General features: G+C 69.2%; 10 protein-coding genes. 5 read left to right on the top strand and 5 right to left on the bottom strand.

The window, feature by feature from the left end:
- Positions 1 to 57: 57 nt before the first annotated feature.
- From Vqi01_RS25805 to Vqi01_RS25785, 5 genes are all read right to left on the bottom strand, one after another.
- Positions 58 to 1512 carry a putative type IV secretion/conjugal transfer ATPase gene (locus Vqi01_RS25805; RefSeq protein ID WP_239098668.1) on the bottom strand — a complete coding sequence of 485 codons (1455 nt, stop codon included), beginning with the start codon at positions 1510 to 1512 and terminating at the stop codon, positions 58 to 60.
- 25 nt (positions 1513 to 1537) lie between these two features.
- Positions 1538 to 3034 carry an SCO6880 family protein gene (locus Vqi01_RS25800; protein ID WP_239098667.1) on the bottom strand — a complete coding sequence of 499 codons (1497 nt, stop codon included), beginning with the start codon at positions 3032 to 3034 and terminating at the stop codon, positions 1538 to 1540.
- A 5-nt stretch (positions 3035 to 3039) separates the two neighbouring features.
- Complete coding sequence (locus Vqi01_RS25795) at positions 3040 to 4317, bottom strand: hypothetical protein (protein WP_204037503.1); 1278 nt, start codon at positions 4315 to 4317, stop codon at positions 3040 to 3042.
- 65 nt (positions 4318 to 4382) lie between these two features.
- Positions 4383 to 5156 (bottom strand): DUF8175 domain-containg protein, encoded by a 774-nt coding sequence (locus Vqi01_RS25790; RefSeq protein WP_204037501.1) that lies wholly within the window; start codon positions 5154 to 5156, stop codon positions 4383 to 4385.
- Positions 5153 to 5449 carry a hypothetical protein gene (locus tag Vqi01_RS25785; protein WP_204037499.1) on the bottom strand — a complete coding sequence of 99 codons (297 nt, stop codon included), beginning with the start codon at positions 5447 to 5449 and terminating at the stop codon, positions 5153 to 5155. Before Vqi01_RS25785 ends, Vqi01_RS25790 begins: the two co-directional genes overlap by 4 nt.
- 321 nt (positions 5450 to 5770) lie before the next feature.
- On the opposite strand from Vqi01_RS25785, the gene Vqi01_RS25780 reads away from it, so the two are divergent.
- The 5 genes from Vqi01_RS25780 to Vqi01_RS25760 all read left to right on the top strand — a co-directional run bounded on the left by Vqi01_RS25780 (position 5771) and on the right by Vqi01_RS25760 (position 17402).
- Positions 5771 to 6310: a hypothetical protein gene (locus tag Vqi01_RS25780; RefSeq protein ID WP_204037497.1), complete on the top strand. Its 540-nt coding sequence runs from the start codon at positions 5771 to 5773 to the stop codon at positions 6308 to 6310.
- A 5-nt stretch (positions 6311 to 6315) separates the two neighbouring features.
- On the top strand, positions 6316 to 7434 hold the full coding sequence (locus Vqi01_RS25775; protein WP_204037495.1) for a M23 family metallopeptidase: 1119 nt from the start codon (positions 6316 to 6318) through the stop codon (positions 7432 to 7434).
- A gap of 837 nt (positions 7435 to 8271) precedes the next feature.
- Positions 8272 to 9093 carry a hypothetical protein gene (locus tag Vqi01_RS25770; protein ID WP_204037493.1) on the top strand — a complete coding sequence of 274 codons (822 nt, stop codon included), beginning with the start codon at positions 8272 to 8274 and terminating at the stop codon, positions 9091 to 9093.
- Positions 9094 to 9228: 135 nt separating this feature from the next.
- The gene (locus Vqi01_RS25765) at positions 9229 to 9483 is read left to right on the top strand and encodes a hypothetical protein (protein WP_204037491.1); all 255 of its coding nucleotides are present in this window, start codon (positions 9229 to 9231) and stop codon (positions 9481 to 9483) included.
- Between the two features lie 41 nt (positions 9484 to 9524).
- Positions 9525 to 17402 (top strand): helicase-like domain-containing protein, encoded by a 7878-nt coding sequence (locus Vqi01_RS25760; RefSeq protein WP_204037489.1) that lies wholly within the window; start codon positions 9525 to 9527, stop codon positions 17400 to 17402.
- The last annotated feature ends 205 nt before the right edge of the window (positions 17403 to 17607 follow it).

The raw sequence follows: 17607 nt of genomic DNA, 5'->3' as shown, positions 1-17607 counted from the left end.
GGGGGTATCCGCCGGCGCTACCGCGTGGGTAGATCGGCTGCTGCTTGCGGATGCCGCTCATCGGGCACCTGCCCGTACGGCGGCGTCGGTGTCGTAGAGGGCGAGTTCTTCGCCGACCAGGTGCAGCGCGACGGGCATTCCCGCCCGCTCGCCGGTCTTGACGAGGTACTTTCCGCGACCGGGATGCATGGCGCCGGGCACCAACGCTTCCGGGGCGGCCCAGGACGCGACCATGTCCCGCTCGGGCACGGACAGCCGGACCATCTGGCTGATCCGGTCCAGTTCCCGGCCAGGCAACGCGGCCAGGACCTTGATGGCGCACCGTTCGGCCATGCCGCGTCCCTTGGCGCGGTCCTCGTCGCTGGCCAGCGCGTCCAGGTCGTCCAGCGAGTGGGTGAGCATGATCTGTGCGACGCCGAGGTTGCGTGACAGCCGGGTGAGCGCGTCGGCCGGCTCGACCAACCCGGGCGCTCCCCGGAGCGCCCGCCACAGCTCGTCCATGATCGCCAGATGTCGCCGCCGGGGAGCGAGGCTCTGGTCGGCGAGCACGGCGGCAGCGTCGATGACGGCGTACCCGTAACTCCAGGTGGACAGCATCGCCGCGGCGACCAGCTTGTCGCCGGCGGCGGCCACCCGGGAGATGTCGATGCTGACCGCCTTGGCGGACAGGTCGATTGGGGTGGAGGTCGGTCCGTCGAAGACACCGGCGAGCGTGCCCTCGCACAACAGGCGCAGGGTGGCGACCAAGTCGTCGATCCGGCGGCGGTAGTCGGCCGCCGAGGTAGCCCGCGCTGCGGCGCGGATGGTGTCCGGTCCCTGATCGAGCACCGCGAGCACGTCGGGGATCACCGGATCTCCGGTGCGCCGCTCGGCAAGCAGGTCGACGACCCTGCCGAGGACGACCTCCTCGGTGTTGCTGACCTGCCCGCCGTCGCGCACGAGCATGCACAGGGCGATGAGCAGGGTCAGCCGCCGCCCGCGTATCTCCAGGCGAAGCTGGTCGGCGTCGGGTCCGCTCATCCGCGACAGCACGGTGCCGAGCGGACCGGCGTCGAGAGGGTTGATACGGTCCAGACCCCTGCCGACCCGAATGACCTGACCATCGAGGTGCTGCACGACCCGGCTGTAGTCCGGCTTCGTGTCACCGAGAATCAAGATCTGGGCACCGGTGGCGGCCATTCCCATGACCAGCCGCTTGGCCAGTGCGGACTTGCCGGCACCCGGCTGGCCGAGCACGAAAACACCGGTGTTGGTGATCAGTCCGGCGTTGAGCCACTCGAACGGGTCGAGCAGCACGGACTCACCCCAGAGCTGGTGACGGCCGATCGGCACGCCCAGCAGGGGAGCGCCGCTGCCGGCGGTGAACGGGTACAAGCCGGCGGCCTGCACGGTCGTGGCCTGGTACTCGGTACCGGCCGTTACGTGGACGGCGCGGCCGGCGCCCGGTCGACGCCATCCCCAGGCCGGGGGGATCGGGCCGAGTGCGGTCACGTCAATATCTGCGAATGCCATGGGGGTGCTCCTGGAAAGAGGAAGGTCAGTTCGGCCACTGCTGGGCCAGCACCGGCGGGCAGATCCCGGCCGGGAGAGTGACGGCGAACCCGGCCGCCTGGGAATGCCACAGGCGGCGAAGCCGCACCTTGCACGTCTCCGCGCGGCTTTCCACATCCGCGACGGCCCGGCCGAGGTCGGCGGGATCGAGCACGGTGGTGGTCACCCAGAGGCTGATCAGGCCGACACCTGCGCCGAGCGCTTCTTCTCGTGCGGCTTGCGCGGCCTGCTCGTGGTCGGCGATGTCCCGGGCGGTCGGATCGAGCTTGCGGGCTCGCCGGTAGGCGGACCGGAACTGGGCGGCGTTGACCTGTCGCTCGACCTCGCCGGCGGCTTGCCCGGCGGTCATCGGGCGGTACAGCAGCGTGACCCGTTTCGGCTGCTCGCCGGGGGCGAGCAGCCGGGCGAGCACGTGGTGCGTGACCGGCTGACGCGGTGCCTCGTGCCACGCCCAGGTCACACTGGTGGCGCCGTCGTGCTCGTAGCGATCGGTGTGCTCCTCGGCGGCGACCGGGCCGGCGTTGCTCCAGTCCAGCAACTCGGCTGCCGCGTCCGCCGCGGCGCTGAGCAGCCGGGTCACCTCGCCTCGACTGGTCGGATCGAAGGCGTGCCGCACGATTCCGGCGATCTGCGCCGCTGTCGCCCGACCCAGCACCGTCAGCCCGCACCCGGCCAGCGCGTCCTGCAAGCCGGGCAAGGCGCGATCGACCTCCGCGAGACAGTCCGGCACCGTCTTGGGACGGGCCGGCGACGCCGCCGGCTCGAAGGTGATCGACACGGTCGTTTGCACGTCAGCGGCGGCCTGTGGTGCGGCGGCGATGAGCTGCTGGATCACTCGCACCGCTGCCGCTGGCCCGTCCGGTGCCAGCCGGCCGGTGATGTAGTCAGCCAGTCGGGTGCCGGAATCCGGCGCGGTGTCCACCGTGACCGCGACCCATCGCACGATCGGCACGTGACCGAGGCCGGCCAGCCAGCCGCCCCAGTTCGACACCCAGGCGGTCGCCGCCTCCGGGTCGGCCAGCCAGGTCGACTGGGCGGCGCACCGCAGGGTGACGGTCATGGTCCTGAGGCGGCGATGCCACACCACGCCGTACGTGCCGCCGTGGCCGTCATCGACGGACAGCAGGACGGTCGGGGCGAGCACGCCCGGCAGTTGCCAGGCGTGCTCTTGCGCCGATATCACGCCGCCGCGGAAGCTTGTGCGGCCCCGGCCGGAGCCGGCGACCCAGCGGAAACGCTGCACGAGCGCCTGCGCCAGCGACACACCGTCCCACTGAGCGACGTTGCCGACGATGACGATCAGGCAGACGGGGCCGACCACCGCGAGAGCGGTCAGGCTCACCGACACCGTGATCAGCGCGACGGTCATCGCCGCGAGCACCACCATCGTCTGACCGAAGCCGAGCCCGAACATGCCCAGCGGTCGAGCGCGACGCCAACCACCGTAGGTTCGTGTCTCCTCAGCCTGAGCCTTCGCAGACATCCCGATCACCCACTCTCGGTCGATCGGGACGCGGTGCTCGCCGCAGACTTGACCGCTGCCCCGGCAACCTGAGCTCCAACAGCGACACCGGCGACGACAGGCGCGGCAGGGCCAGTGGCGGCGGACGCCCCGACCGCACCGGCGCCTGCGGCACCAGCGCCCGCACCCGCTGCGGCGCTACCGCCTGCGGCCGTCGTCGCCGTAGCGCTGCCGGCTGAGGCACTCGCGGTGGTGGTTGTCGCGGTACTCGCCGAGGGGGCGGCACCAGCGGTGGGGGAGGGGCCGGTGAATACCGGTGGGGTCGGTCGAGGCGTGCCCGATCCGCTGTCGCCGCCGGGCTGCGGCGGGTACCGGCGGTCCATGTCTCGGGCATAGTCCGTCGCGGACATGCCGGATGAGCCGCGTCTCGACGCGACCGCGTGCAGCCCCGCTGCGCCCGCCGCAGCCAGCATGCCGGCGGAGTTCCCGGTGGTTTGTACCGCGCCGACGGTCCAGTTGAAGAACCGCATCATGGCCGGCAACGCCACGAGCGTCATCCCGAGCATCCCGGCGCCGGTGAACCACGTCGAGATGTCCCGGTTCTGCGGATCGCCGATGAGCATGAACGCGACCGCGTAACTGGTGGCGGCGAACGGCTCGTAGAAGACCATCGCGAGCAGCCAGCCGAGCACCCGCTTCAACCAGTTACTGGTGGCTGCCGTGAAGCTGCCGCTGGCGGCGAGTTGCAGCATTCCGGCGAGAATGATGATGGCGCCGTTGCGGAACAGCAGCAGCATCGCCTGCACGATGCTCGCCACGAGCACGACCATGCCCACGACGACCACCAGGACGCTGCTGATGCTCGGTCCCGCCGGAAGCAGCAGCATCTGCATCCGCGCGGCCAGCGCGTTGGTCTTGCAGCCCGGGTCGACGCCGAGCCCTGGCGCGCAGTCCATACCCCAGGTGAGGACCCACTCGGTGTAGGACTCGCACGCCCGGAGCAGCATCTGCGTACCGGTGAGGCTCACCGCGCCGAACAACGCGGTCGTGAACAGCCCTTTCACCACCGTGACGAGCGGTTCCCCCTTGCGGTTGATGATCAGCAGGAGGGACTGCCACATGATGCCGCCGACCGAGACGATCAGCGCGAACGGCAGCATCCACTGCTGGAGCGTCCGCGCAGCCGGCGCATACTCGACGTCGACCGGCGGCAGGTACAGCCACCACGTCACGGTCGACGTGATCAGCGTGGACTGCGCCTGGCTGATCAGGTCGGCAAGCTGGCCGATCATCGTCTCGGCCACGGCGCCAGCGACTTCCGTCGCGCCCTCTTTGAACTGGCATTTGAGATCCCATGCGTCGCACATGACTACCTGCCCGGCAGCGGCGTGTAGCTGCGGACGACGGCAGGGCCGACCAGGGCGCGGACCGTGGACCAGTCGCCCCGGGGCGGGGCGATCAGACTCCAGTCCGTGCCCGTCCAGGAGACCTGCACCACCGTGGCCGCGCGGGCGACGCCACCGTTGCCGTCCGGCGCTTCGATGAGCAGCCGCAGGCTGGCCGCCTGCGGGCCGTACGAGTCGATGCGGACCCCGGCGATCGACGCGTAGATGGGAGACAGCGGTTCGCCGTAGGGAATCTGCAACTGCTCCTGAGCAACGGCGTAGTCCTCGGTCACCGCATCGATGTATGCCGCAACATCCGGCCCGACGACCTGCTCACGCAGCGTCGGGCCCCAAATCCGGGGCCCCACCTGCGGACTGGTCCGCACCAGCAGGTGCAGTGCGGCGAGAACAGCACCGGACGGTGTCTGTGCGAAACCTCGCGCTCGCCCAGCGGCGAAGTCGCGGGGACCCGCAGTGGCGGAGACCGGCAGATCCAGCCCCGCCACGGTGGTCCAGGTCAAGTCGGTAGGCCATGAGACCTCGACGGCCACCTGCTGAGGTACGTCGGACGCCGGAGCGTCCGCCGGCGCATTTGCCTCGGTGAGTGGCTGCCCAGGCGAGGCGTGATCGTTCCGGGTGTCGTCGCCACTGCGGGCGACCGCAACCGAAGCCAGCACAAGCAGTGCCAACCCGACGGCGGCGACGGCCATGGGACGGATGCGGCGGCGGGGCGCCGCGTGCGAGATGCGGCGGTTCACGTCAGTGCCACCCCCGCGATGCCGGCGGCCAGACTGGTCAGCGCCAGTCCGGCGAGCACCCAGGGCACGCCTGCGGCACCATCCACGGCGGTCTGCGACCGGTTACGCCGTCCGATGATCATCATTCCGGCGCAGATGAAAAACCCGAGGACGCCCGCGACCAGCAAGATCCACTTTCCCCAGCTGAGGAAGCTGGTGGCTACCGCTTCCATTCCGGGCGGTGCCGACGGCGCCGGATTCGGGGCGTTCGCGGCGAGCACCGCCTGGCCGGCAACGACGAGCTTGAGGACCATCTCGAACTCCTCCGACAATCGAAATGCGGCCCGGTCGGGGCCGCTGCCGGAGACGTTCGTCAGGGTGCGGAGCCGTTACGGTTACCGCCGACGTTGACGGGAGCGCTACGGGCGCTACGGGTAGCCCTGGTCCGCAACTGCTCACCCCTGCTGCGCGCGGGTGTCCGGCGCGACAGGGCTCCATCCGCGATCTGCTGAGCAGGCCGGTCCCGTGGCTGGCTATCCACGCCTCGGGCTCCCCTCTTCTTCGAGGCGCGGAGCCGGTGGCGTTACGCGCTACGGCAGCGTCGCCGCCTACGGGCGGACGCGAGCGTGACCAGCATGATCCGCTCCAGTCGCATTCCCGCCCTACTGGCAGTCGTCTTCACGGCCGGGCTGCTCGGCGCCTGCTCGGCAACGACCCCTGAGCCTCGTCCGCAGCCCTCCGCGGCGGCGTCGACCCAGCTCGTAGACCCGTCGGTGAACTACCACGACCCGCACGCGGTGTGCGCGGCGTTCGCCGTCGCCGCGCATCGCGTGGACACCGCCGTCGACCGTGATCGCGCTGATGTCTACCGGCGGGCCGCGGCGTACCTGGACGCCCAGTTGGCCGCGGCGGCAGTCGATCAGGACTCTGCACGGCAAACCCCGCAATGGCAGGAACTGGTCCAGCACCGGGCCTACACCGAGGTGCAGGTCGGTCCGTACGCCGGGGACGCGCTCCCGCCCGACACCGCGGAACAGCGGCACGTCGGCGCACTGGTGACAGTGCGACCGATCGGGCGTGACGGCTGGCGGGGCACGCTCGAACGCCACACCGTCGTGTGCGGCCTGCGGCCGAGCACGGTCGGGTGGCGGATCAGCGAATACGAGATCGGCTGATCGCGATGACCAGCACGAACGGACAAGCCAGCCCGACATCGGTGCGCGCCCTCGTACTGCTGCTTACCGGCGTGCTGGCTATTACGGCCGGTCTGGTCGCCTTCGTGGCCTCGGGCGCCGCAACCCTGCTCGCCGCAAGCCCGGCGCTGGTCGCCGCCCCCGCCAGCGGCCCACTCAACGTCGACGCCATACCGCCCCATGCTCGTTACCTCGCTCCCTGGGTGGTCCGCGCCGGATCGATCTGCCCCCAGATCACGCCGCCGATGATCGCCGCGCAGATCGACCTGGAGAGCAGTTGGCGTGCCGACGCCGTCGCCGACAACCCGCCCGAGCGCGGTGGGCCTGCCATCGGCATCGCCCAGTTCCAGCGGGGCACCTGGGCGAACTGGGGCGACGACTACGACAACGACGGGCGCAACGGGCCGGACGACCCCGAAGACGCCATCTACGCGATGGGTCGCCTGATGTGCGACCTCGTCGCGTGGGCCTCCCGCAACATCGCGGCGAACGTGCTGAACGGCGACCCTCTCGACATCGCCTGGGCCGGCTACTTCTGTGGCCGCGGCTGCATAGCCAGCGCCGGCGGTGTACCGGCTGCGGGCAAGGCGCACGACTATCCCCAGCAGGTCCGCTCCCGCATCGGCAAGTACACCCTCGAAGCAGGAGGCACCGGCGCCTGGCGCCTTCCGCTACCCGCCGACAGCTACCAACTCGTCAGCAGGTTCCGGCCGCCATCGCGGCCCAGCCACGACGGTGTCGACCTCGCCGCGGCGACCGGAACTCCGATCTTCGCCGCTGCGGCTGGCGTCGTCCTGGCCGCCCGGTGCGACAGCGCTTACTGCGACCGGCCCGGAAACCCGAACCTGTCGGGCTGCGGGCTGCTGGTCAACATCAACCACGGCAACGGCATCGTTACCCGCTACTGCCACGCCGTGCGTCTCGCCGTCTCCGCTGGCGAGCAGGTCCAGGCCGGGCAGCTCATCGGCTGGGTCGGCAGCACAGGTCGCTCCTCCGGTCCACACCTGCACTTCGAGGTCCACCGAAACGCGCCGCCGCTGACGGCTGCCAACGCGGTCGACCCGCTGTCCTGGTTGGACTCGGTGGGGGTGCATATCCGTCGGTAAGCAGGAACTCGGCATTTCCGACTTTCTTGTCGCTGGTTCCTGCTGGCGCTCCTCGCGAGCCCGGCCATTTCTGGAGGCATCACCAATGTTGGTAAGTGCTTACGACTCTCAGTCCTCGCGACAGATCGCCGGCTCGATCACGGTACGGGCGGTGGGCCGAGCTGCTGATCGCAGTCATCTGGCCGAAACGCGCGTCATCGACGTCGGCGGCGGGTGGCACGCGGGCACCTGGCGTGTCGACCTACGGCGGCTTGCCGACCGGGCCCGCGTGACGGCACTCGCCCTGCGTACCCAACCCGGTGAGCGCCAACTCTCCGACCACGACTGGTCGGAGATCGTGCGCGGCATGGCAGACCGTATTGGTCTTGCGGACCGGCCATGGGTGGCTGTGCGAACCAACCCGACCACGCTCACCCTGCTCACCGACGCCACCAACGGGCCACTGCACACCGAAGCCGCACGGGCCTATGCCCGTACGCCAGCAGTCACCTCCCGAACTACGCCCACCCATTCACGACCGGCGTCGGCACCACCCACCGCCGCTGCCGACCCGGGCACCGCCGGGACGGCCAACCCGGAAGCTCCGCCTAATGGCGTTGCCCAGCTGAGCTTTGCGGCCCCGCCCACTGCCGCGCCGGGCGCTGCCACTGGCTCCCCGGCCCACCAGCCCGGTGGAGCGCCGGTCCATGGGGCAGTCGCCCGTCCGCACACCAGATAGACGAGGAGCCGCAGCATGGCCGCCCCGCGCCGACGACGCCATCCTCCGCAAGTCACCGTCACGAAACAGACCACCCCAGCCTCGGTCGGCGTCCATGCGGCTGCGGCGCGGAGGTGCCCATGACCCGCCGACCCGTTACCCGGGACGCTGTCGCAGCGCATCTGGGCTACTACTGGGCAGATGCGTCCTGGCCGGTCCCATCGAACCTGGCCGCCTTAACGGCCATAGCGTGGAACGAGGGGTGGAACGAGGCGCCGGTCTCGCCCGCCGACGATCGACAGTTGGTTGGCGTTGACTTTGTGGTCAAGGCCGTCTTCCCGCTCGGTTTCGCCTCCGGCAAGCGAGCCGGAGTCCTGGCTGTGGACGGTCACATCACCGCAGCCGCCCGCGAGGCGATCGGCCGCCTCAGCGACGAGAACGACCCCGGGCGCGTCGTGCGCGGACTCCTGGACCAGTTGACGGCCGCGGCCCATGACGAAGTCCGGCGCCACGACGGAGCGAGTGTGGAAGAGGGAAGTAGTCGTCCGTTAGGGCGGACATTCGAGGCTGCGGCCAGCGACAACCGCGCCCGCACCAACGCGCAGCGCGCCGCAGCCGCCGCCAGCGTCGCGTGGACCCACGCCGTCAAGGACGGATGGGGACAGGCCTACTGGACCGCCAACCGCATCATCATCCCGGTCCGGGACAGCAAGCTCGCTGCCACGAACGCCATCGACGGGACGCCGGTCGTCGACTGGCTCGACGACCTCGCCGAGGCGGCTCGGGCGATCGCCGACGAACGGCCCGGCCAGCACCCTGCCCAGCTCGCCCGACTGGCCGGACCGGCCGAGACGTCATCGACCGCCAGCGACGACCATGCGGCCCGCGAGGCCCCATCGGCGGCCAAGAACCACCACAACAACGGCCTAGATAAGGGCGACCGCAGGCCCCGGGGGATGTGATTCCATTGGCCAGGAAGCGCAAGGAGATAGCCGGGCAGCTGTCGTTCGACGACTACCTCTGGGCGCGTGCGTCGGAGCCGGACGACTTCGACGAGTTGGAGGTGGAGACGAGTGAACCAGTACGCAGCGCAAGCAATGAGTCACTGGAGGAGCCATCTGCCGAATCGGTATCGGCAGATCGAGGACCCGGACGAGTTCTTCACGGAGTTGGGGGAGCAAATCGCCCAACAGATCGAGGACCTGAGCAGGACGCTGGCAGGCCCGGACCCGGAGCAGGAGACGTACCTGAGCAAGGTCGGCCGGCTCAACAACGCCAGGCTGAGCGCCGAGGGTCAGGTGCTGCGGGAGATGCTGCCCGACCCGGCAACCGACCTGAGCCCAACCCGCTAGAACCTGCCGCACCGCTACCGGGGGCTGCGCTACCGCCCCCGGTGGCGACGGCTTCACCCGACTCCACCGCACCAGACATCGCCGAACCCGCCCAGCGGCCGACGAACACCCCGACCGCGGCCACCGACCTGCTTGGCGAACTGGCGGACCTGCCGCACCCCGCGCCGCCCGTACCCCCAATCGGGCCGGAGAACGATCCTGTACCTTCCGCCCGCTCCTCCGGCTTCGAGTCGCACGACACCGAGGCGGTACCGAGCGGACCGAGGTTCCGGCCCGCGGATCAGGCGGACCTTGCCCCCTCCGGGGAAGCCGCCCGAATCAAGGCGAACATCGCCGCGCTGCGGGTGTTGCGCACGCTGCAGGCCGATCAGCGGCCCGCCACCGTCGACGAGCAACAGGTACTCGCCCGCTGGTCCGGATGGGGTGCCGTCCCCGCCGTCTTCGACCCGGACCGCGATGACAGCACCTACGTGTGGGCGCGGGAGCAGCTTGCCGAATTGCTCGACGAGACCGAGTGGCGTGCCGCGCGACGGACGACGCTCAACGCGCACTACACCGACGCCTCCGTCGTCAAAGTCGTGTGGGATGCCGTGCAGCAGCTCGGCTTCACCGGCGGCGACGTACTCGAACCGGGATCCGGCAGCGGCAACTTCATCGCCTTTGCGCCGGAGCATGCGCGGATGGTCGGTGTCGAGCTGGACCCGGTCACCGCAGCCATCTCTGCGGCCCTCTACCCGGACGCCCGGATCCTCAACGAGAGCTTCGCTGACACCCGCATTCCGACGGGTGCCTTCGATCTCGTCATCGGAAACCTTCCCTTTGGCAAGGTCGCGTTGACGGACTGCCGGCACAACCCGGGCGGCCATAGCATTCACGACCACTTTATGATCAAAAGCCTTCACCTGCTGCGGCCAGGCGGGCTCATGGCGGTGCTCACCTCGCACTTCAGCATGGACCGGGCGAACCCTGCGGCCCGCCGGGAGATCACGGGACTTGCCGACCTGGTCGGTGCCGTTCGGCTGCCCTCAAGGGCCATGGCGAGAGCTGCTGGCACCGACGCCGTCATGGACGTACTGATCCTGCGCCGTCGTGAGGAGGCCCGCCCCGCCGCCGCCACCCGGGAGTGGGAAGCCACCCGGCGGGTCACCTTGGGCGAGGATGAGGTGCGCGTCAACGCCTACTTTCTCGACCGCCCGGGGCGGGTGCTCGGCCGGCTCGGCACCGGCGGCCTTTACAGCGGGGACGAACTGGCCGTCGTCGGTGACCGCGACTGTGCCCCGGCCCTGCGCGCTGCTTTGCAGGAGGTCGTGGCGGAGGCGCAGGCCCAGGCGCTGACCTACAGCCCCGCCCGGCAGGCCACGCAGTCGCAGCCGATCGCGTTCGTCGCCGCGGCGGAGCAGCAGCCCGATGGCTACCTGGCGCTGCGTAAGGACGACACATTTACCAGGGTGATCAACGGCCAGGCTGAGCCGTATGCGCCGCCGAAGACGCAAGCTGACGAATTGCGAGAGCTGCTGCGACTGCGCAACCTCGCCATGCGGCTGCTGGAGGCAGAGGCGGCGACGCTCGACGACACCGAGGAAATCGACCATCTGCGTGCCGAGCTTGGCCGCCGCTACGACAGCTACGTTTCCCGGTTCGGGCCGATCAACCGCTACAACACCTATGAGACGGGCAAGGTCGACGAGGAGACCGGCGAACCGATCCTGCGGCGGGTCGCCCCCGCGCAGGGCGGATTCCGTGCCGATCCGTTCTCCAACCTCGTCTACGCCTTGGAACGCTTCGACGAGGCGTCGCAGGTCGCCTACAAGTCCGACATCTTCACGACCCGGGCGATCGCTCCTCGCGCACCGAAGCTCGGCGCGGAGACGCCCGAGGACGCCCTCGCCATCTGCCAGGACGTGTACGGCCAGATCACGCTGGAGCGGGTGGCGTGGCTGCTCGGCGTAGACCAGGAGGACGCGCGTCAGCAGCTGGGCACCCTGGTCTTCGACGAGCCCGGCACCGACCGGCTCGTGCCGGCGGCGGAGTATCTGTCCGGCAACGTGCGGGTCAAACTGGACCAGGCTCGCGCCGCAGCCGAGCAGGACGAGCGGTATGCGCCCAACGTCGAGGCCCTGACCGCTGTGAAGCCCGCCGACCTCACGCCGGAGGAGATTCGCGTCCGGCTGGGCGCGAGCTGGGTCAGCGGCGAGACGGTGCAGCAGTTCCTGCAAGAACTCCTGGATGACCCCACCCTCGCCGTCGAACAGGGCGTCGGCGCAGCCGACTGGACGGTCACCTCGAAGCGGCGCGCCACGACCCTCGCCACAAGCACGTGGGGCACCGAGCGGAGATCCGCAGTCGACATCGCCGAGGACCTGCTGAAGCAGCGGCCTGTGCGCGTCTACGACATCGATCCCGTCACGGAGAAGCGCCGGTTGAACGCCGACGCCACACTCGCGGCGCAAACCAAAGCGACCGAAATCAACGAACGGTTCAGCGACTGGCTGTGGGGAGAGCCGCAGCGCGCCAACGCCCACCTGGCCATCTACAACGAGCGGTTCAACTCGCTCGTCCTGCGCTCCTACGACGGGTCAAAGCTGACCCTGCCGGGCCTGGCTCTCACCTTCAAACCACACCCGCACCAATACAGCGCCGTGGCTCGGATCGTCAATGAGCCGTCGGTCGGACTCTGGCACGAGGTCGGTGCCGGTAAGACCGCGGAGATGGTCATGGGGGCGATGGAGTTGCGTCGACTCGGTCTGGTGCGCAAGCCGATGATCATCGTCCCGAATCACATGCTGGAGCAATTCAGCAGGGAGTTCCTCCAGCTGTACCCCCAGGCGCGGCTGCTTTCCACCAGCAGCGCGGACCTGACCGCGGAGCGTCGCCGGTTGTTCCAGGCCAGGGTGACGACCGGGGCGTGGGACGCGGTCATCATGACTCACAGGGCGTTCGAGCAGGTGGCCATGTCGCCGGAGTACCAGCGCACGTACCTGAAGTCGAAGATCGAGAAGTTGGAGCGGCGACTTGAGCTGGCTAAGGGCGCTCGCCAGAAGCGGCTTGTCAAGCAACTCGAAGGGGCCATCAGCCGAGCCGAGGAACGGATCAGAAAGAAGCTCAACACGAAGAAGGACCCCGGCCTGACCTTCGAGATGATGGGCGTCGACTACCTGTTCATCGATGAAGGTCATCTGTTCAAGAACCTGGAGCGGCCGAGCCGAATCCCGGGCATGGGCGTCCCCGGATCCAACCGGTCCACTGACCTGGACATGAAGCTGCGGTGGCTGCGCGAGACCAACGACCGGGTGGGCACCATCGCGACCGCGACCCCAGTGGCGAATTCGCTCGGCGAAGTCCACACCATGCTCATGTACCTCGCACCGCACCTCATGCGTTCCCTGAACATCGACGAGTTCGACGCCTGGGCGGCGACATTCGGCGAGACGGTCGAGGGAATCGAAGTCGTCCCCGAAGGCGGCGGCCTACGCATGAACAGCCGCTTCGCCAAGTTCTACAACCTGCCCGAGCTGCTGCGGTTGCTGCATCAGGTCGCAGACGTCAAGACGGCCGAAGACCTAGCCCTGCCCGTACCAGCGCTCAAGCAACGAGAGGACGGCCAGCGGCTGCCCCGCACGGTCGTCATACCCGCCAGCGACGGGCTGAGCGACTACCTGACCGCCCTGGTCGACCGGGCCGACAAGGTCCGGCACGGCGACGTCGACCCCACCGACGACAACCTGCTGAAGATCACCCACAACGGCCGCTCCGCCGCGATGGACCTGAGGTTGGTGCCACCCACAGCGGACGAGATCGCCGACGTCCTGCGCCGCTTCGAGGTCCTCGATGACGAGCCAGCCGCCGCCGTGGCTGCGAACCTCGCCGCGCTGTGGTCCCGGCAACGGCCCAACCCTTTGGACCCCACTACTGTCGTATGGCCCGACGAGGTGTGGCAGGGCGAGGGCGAGACGCTGTGGTCGGGGCAGTTCGACCACGCCACGGAGCAGGCCCTGCTGCACCTCTCCGACAGCCACGATTGGAGCGCCGGCCCGCTTTCGAGCAGCCAGATCCTTGACACGCTGACCAACTACGACGGGCTCGGTGACCCCGACGTCCGGCAGCGGGTGGCCGAGCACCTGATCGACCACGGGGCGACCGAGCCACCGTTCGGACAAGCCGGAAGGAGCGTTATCTGGCCCAACAGCGTTGAGGACGCCACCGGCCGTGTGGTCTGGAGCGGAAGCCTGCCACGCACCCTCCGGCAGGCACTCGCCCTCGCGCACCTGGGGGCAGACGTCGGTCATCCCGTGACCGCGGACCGGCTCGCCGAGCTGATGGACACCTACGACCGCCTCGCGGATCCGGCGATCCGCCAGCGGCTCGCGGGCGAACTCGCCAGCCTCTGGAGCGGGCAGCCTCCGCCAGGAGTAGTCGCCGGCGACGACGGGCAACGGGCGGCGGCGACGGCATGGCCAGGTCCAGTCGTCGCTCCGCCTGGGCTGCTGTGGTCCGGGCCGTTCAGCGAGGAAGTCCAGTCCGCGCTGCTTGCCATCCGCGGCATAGACCCCGAAGCGCCGAGCAAACTGGCCGCCGCGGCGGAGACCATCGCCCGCATCTACGCCGAGCACCGCGACGACATCTTCAGCGATAGCGACGGCCAGCCGCACCCGCGACCCGGTGCGCTTCAAATCGTCTTCAGCGACCTCGGCGTACCGGCGGCCGGCTGGAACGCCTATGACGAGCTGCGAGAGCAGCTCGTTGCTCATGGCGTGCCCCGGGGGCAGATCCGGTTCATGCATGAGGCCGGCAACGACGCGGAGAAAGCGGCTCTGTTCGCCGCCGCCCGTGACGGACGCATCAGCGTCCTGATCGGCAGCACGGAGAAGATGGGTGTCGGCACGAACGTGCAGCAGCGCGCGGTCGCCCTGCACCACCTGGACTGCCCGTGGCGGCCGGCGGACCTCCAACAGAGAGAAGGCAGAATCCTCCGACAGGGCAACCAGAACGCTGAAGTCGAGATCATCCGGTACGTCACCGAAGGCTCCTTCGATGGGTTCATGTGGCAGACGGTGGCGAGAAAGGCCGAGTTCATCGCGCAACTCATGCGCGGCCGGCTCGACGTCCGCGAAATCGAGGACATCGGCGACGCCGCGCTGTCCTACAACGAAGTGAAAGCGCTGGCGACCGGCAACCCCATGCTGCTCGACCAGGCAGCACTGCAAGCCGAAGTGACGAAATTGGAGCGCATGGAGCGCTCGCACCACCGGGAACGCGATCGGATGGCCTGGGTCCGGCGCGAACGTGATCAGGACATCGCCATCCTGCGGACCGAGATCGAGGAAGCCACCGCAGCTCGCGCCCGTCGCATCGACACGAGCGGAGACAAGTTCCGCATCACCGTGCTCGGCCAGAGCACCGGAGAGCGCAAGCAGGGCAACATCCTCCTACGCGACGCGCTCAAGTCGCTCACCGCCCCGCCCCCACGCGGCGAGCAGGAGGTCGCCACCATCGGTGGATTCCAGGTCGTCGCCGAGCATCGGTGGATCGAGGCCCAGAACCGGCGCCTGCTGTACGTCAGCCTGCCCGACCTGCCCCGAGCCGAGTTCGCACTCTCGCCCGCCGAGCTGGACAACGCGGATTTGGTCAACCGGTTGGAAAACCGGCTGCGTGGACTCGACGCCATTGTCGGGCAACTGCAACGCGACCTCGCGGCCAAGGAGCAGGACCTCGACCGGATCACGCGCGGTCTGGACGCGCCCTTCAAACACGCCGACGCGCTGCGCACCGCCCTCCTTCGGTTGGAGGAGGTGAACGCGCAGATCGCCGACGCGAGCAAGTCCCAGCCGTCAACGACGCCGGCTGCCCCCGCCGAGACCACAACGGCGCCGAAGCAGGTCGATCCGGCCATCATCCGCACCGGCCGTCCCGGACACCGCGACGGCAACGACACGATGCAGGTGCTCACCCTTACCGCCGCCGCCATCCAGACCTACGGCTGGGTGTCCCGCCGGGACGCCGACGCCAGCGCCGGCAAACTCGTCCCAACCGCCGCCATCGTCGACACCGCCATCAACGGCGACGGGTACGACGCCACCGGGCTGCGGCAGGAACTAGAGGCCGTGGTCACCGACGACACCCGCGCCTACGCTGCGGCGGCACGCGAGTACGCCATCGCGCTGCCCAACGCTGACGTCAGCGACTACGCCTACCAACTCCGACTCGCCGCCACGGAAGACACCGTCAGCCCACGCCACTTCGCCACCCTGGTCTCCGCCGTCTCCAGCTACCAGCGGCACCTGCAAGACCAAACCATCCGCCACACCACGGCAACGTCCGCCTGGCAAGGCCAGAAGGGCGACAAGGTCAGCTTCGACGCCCGTGTCCTCGCCGCTCGCAGCTACAACCGACACCGACGTGGTGGCGGCCAGTCCGCCGCCACCACGCTCTACCTCGCCGACGCGTCCGGAAACCTGTGGACGTGGCGGGCACCGAACCTCAACGCCTTCCGCGACGGCACATACGTCCACGTCAACGGCAAGATCAAGGGCCACGACACCACCGACGGCCACCGGCAGACCGAACTCGGCCGGTGCGTTCTCACCCCGATTGACCAGCCCGCAGATTGGCCCGGGGCACCCAACGACACCACCACCCCGCCGACAGGAGCCGCCCCACCCCCCGCTGAACCTGAACCACCGGCAGAGTCTGCGGCCGGTGTTCAGACCACCGCAGCTCAGGCTGGGGCAGCGCCGGAGGCAACCGAACTGGCCCGAGCACCGGACGGCGACGAGCCGCACGTCGATCCCGACCACACCGCAGAGCCCGAGCACGGTGCGGGCACGCCGAGTCCCGATCAGGCAGAACCTGCAAGCAGCGATGACCTCGATCAGCGGGAGCAGCAGATCCGTTATCGCCAGATCGCGCTGAAGATCGAGGAGCACGGCGCCGGCTACCACCGGAGCACCGGATCAGCGCACCGCTACATCGCCGAGATGGTCGACGCTACCCCAACGGAACTGGAGTGGATCAAGACCCACATCGCAGACCACCCCGAGGTACTCGAACTTCCGTACCGCACACCGGCACAGTGGGATCAGGTCCGGCAACGGCGCGGCGAAGAGGCATTCCAGCAGGCCGAGGCCGCCCACGCCGCAGGCGACCTGACCAAAGCACTGGACTGCCTCGACGAAGCACGCGCCTGCGGTGTGCTCTCCCTCGCCGAGTGGCATGCGGGCCGCGACTACGTGCTTGCCCGCGACACGGACGAGAAACCACTCCCGCCCACCCCGAGCGCCGAGGCTCCGGCGGACCACCAGCCCTCTCGATCGCAGACAGCACAGGAGGCTGCGGATCGGCAATCCCGGGTTCGGCAGCGCCAACTGGTACTCGCGCTTGAACAGTACGGACCTGGATACCAGCACCTCACCGGTGACGGAGTGCGCTATGCCGCCGAAGCAGCGCGCGCGACGGACCAGGAGTGGGATTGGATGGCAAGCTACGCGCAGGCCAACCCGCAGGTACTGGAGGGCGAACGTCTCGGCGACGCCCGCATCCATGAGATCAACCGCGATGCCGGACGGAAGGCTTTTGCGGCCGCCACCGAGGCAATGAGACGCGACGACTTTGAACTCGCCCTGGCCCGGCTCGACGATGCCGAGGTGCACTGGCCCGATGGCCACCCGGATCGAGGCGGTACCTGGGATCACTACCGAAAAATCGTGCGATCCAAAGCAGGCGCCAACGCCAAAGGAGCGCCGGCGACAGCCGCCAACTCAGCATCTGGGAGGCAGGATTCGGCGAGCCAGGAACGTCTTGGACCAGCGGCCATCGCCAAGGTCGGCCACGCACCACGGCGGCCCGTTCCGGCGGCCAGTTTCGGCCGGGCGCCGGTAGACCCGCTCGCGCCGGTGGCCATTTCGCGCACTCACGGCCGGTGACCACGGCGGCCGGTTACCCAGCAGGTAACCACCGCCACATCAAAGCGGGGGAACTCACCTTGTGCTTGGTTGCTGTCCTGCGTGGGCTTGTGTGGTGCGCGGTGTGGCGGGGCGATGGTCGAGCATGCGGTTTTGATCTCGGGTCATGTGGTGGGTAGTGAGTCGTCCGGTGGCTGTTCAAGTTGCGCTCGGGCTGCGCGAGGTG

Source organism: Micromonospora qiuiae (genome assembly GCF_016863555.1).
GTDB classification, from domain to species: domain Bacteria; phylum Actinomycetota; class Actinomycetes; order Mycobacteriales; family Micromonosporaceae; genus Micromonospora; species Micromonospora qiuiae.
Note: the sequence above shows the minus strand (reverse complement) of the source record. Positions and strands in the feature narration are given on the sequence as shown.